Origin of the sequence: Arthrobacter sp. B2a2-09 (assembly GCF_027587375.1) — a bacterium.
Classification (GTDB): Bacteria; Actinomycetota; Actinomycetes; order Actinomycetales; family Micrococcaceae; genus Arthrobacter.
The window spans coordinates 1-1,803 of record NZ_JAMXIC010000063.1 but is presented as its reverse complement, the minus strand read 5'-3'; the positions used below and the strand labels follow the sequence as shown (position 1 = coordinate 1,803).

The 1,803-nt window shown below is 59.2% G+C and carries 1 protein-coding gene; it reads right to left on the bottom strand.

Annotated elements, in window-relative coordinates:
• Window positions 1–53: 53 nt before the first annotated feature.
• Window positions 54–1,712, bottom strand: coding sequence for an APC family permease (locus NFJ07_RS25490; protein WP_269998890.1), 1,659 nt, complete (start codon window positions 1,710–1,712; stop codon window positions 54–56).
• Window positions 1,713–1,803 lie beyond the last annotated feature (91 nt).

The following is a 1,803-nucleotide window of genomic DNA, read 5'->3' as shown; positions in this document are numbered from 1 at the left end:
TAGGTAAGAGTGCGGTCCCCGGTGCCGTTGTGGACGGCGCCGGGGACCGCTGTTTAGGGCTGCTCCTTCTCCAGCTCCAGCTTCTCCAACTCGAGCTCGTCATCCAGGCCCAGCTCACCCGAGGCATGTCCCAGTTCGAGCTCCTTGATGATTTGGAGATCGATCGGGCGCATCGGCTCCGGATCTTCTTCGTCCAGGACCAGGCCGTGAGCGTCGTCAGCGAGAACGACGTGGCCGATGCTTTCATACTTGAGCGGATTGGTCTTCCGCAGGTATAACGCCTGGCCTACCCCCACGAGGAAGAGCCCGGCGGTGATGTAGGGGATGAGTTTGAAGAGCAAGGTCGAGGCTGCAGGCCCGGCGGCCGTGTCCAGGTTCGTGATCATCATAATGACAACACACAACATCCCCACTCCACCGAGTATCGGAGCGACTTTGGTGCGCCACATTTTTTCTTCCGGGTGATGGTGGCGGAAGTAGTTGAATACGGCGGCCATGGTGATGGTCTGCACTATCAGGAGCGAGAAGGTCCCGAGGACAGCCAGAATGGTAAACAGATCCGCGTATGGGTCCTGGTTCAGGAAGAAGAACCCAAGGATCCACAGGATTGCAATGCCTGTCTGGACGAACGACGCGATGTGCGGGGATCCGTGCTTCTTATGGGTCTTGCCCAATGCGGCGGGCAGGACTCCTTCCCTTCCCAGCGAATACATGTACCGTGCTGCGGCGTTGTGGAAAGCCATGGCGCACGCGAACGATCCGCTCATCATCAGCCATTCCATGACCAGAACCCACCCGTGGCCGACAAAGACATCCGTGGGGTGAAAGAACATGTCCAGGGGATTGGCGCTTTGCGCCAAAGCAATGGCTTGTGCGCCACCGTTCCCGGCGACGGACATCCAGGAGACAAACGTGTAGAAGACACCGACGCCGGTGACCGCGATCATCGTGGCGATAGGGATGATCTTCTTCGGGTTCTTGGATTCCTCCCCATACATGACTGTCGATTCGAATCCGGTCCAGGACCAGAACGCGATGAACATCGCCAGTCCCGGCGCGGCGACCTGCAGGCCGTTTGGCAGGAAGACATTTACCGGGTTCAGCGTCTGAGGCATCAGCCCGTCGGGGCCTCCGCCATGGAAAAGCACGCCGAAGGCCATGACGGCCAGAATCCCGATCTCAGTGGCCAGCAGCAACGTCAGGATTTTCGCTGCCATGCTGATCTCAAAGTAGCTCAGCATCCCGATAAGGATGAGACCGGACAGCGCGATGACCGCCCAATTTACATCCAGCCCCAGTTGGTCCTTGAAAGCCAGCTGACCAAAGTAGGCAAAAATGCCGATGATGCTGGCTTCAAAGACGATGTAGCTGAAGGTGACCATGTAACCGGTCCCCAGGCCAAACACGCGCCCCAATCCACGGGAAATGAATCCGTAGAATGCGGCCGTTGATGTCACATAGCGGGCCATCGTGACGTATGCGACCGCAAAGACCGACAGGATCACTGTCGCCCAGATGTATGTTGCGGGGGTTCCGGTTCCGACGCCGTAGCCGACCGAAATGGGGACGTTTCCGCTCATGACCGTAATCGGCGCGGACGTCGCGACAGCCATGAAGACAACATCCCACAGCCCCAGGGTGTTGGCTTTGAGCTTACCCGGTTGGGAGCCGGGCTTCGCGGGAGCGTTCCCCACGGAGCTTTGCCGGCTCATTATTCGTTCCCGTGGCTGCAGTGCCCGGTGTCGGCGGAGGCCGTGTCCGAGGCGGGCAGGTTCAGGGTGGGGTTCTGGTTGAAGAAGCCGT

Excerpts from the sequence above, each read along its gene's own strand:
- NFJ07_RS25490 (WP_269998890.1), bottom strand. The coding sequence starts at position 1,712 with ATGAGCCGGCAAAGCTCCGTGGGGAACGCTCCCGCGAAGCCCGGCTCC.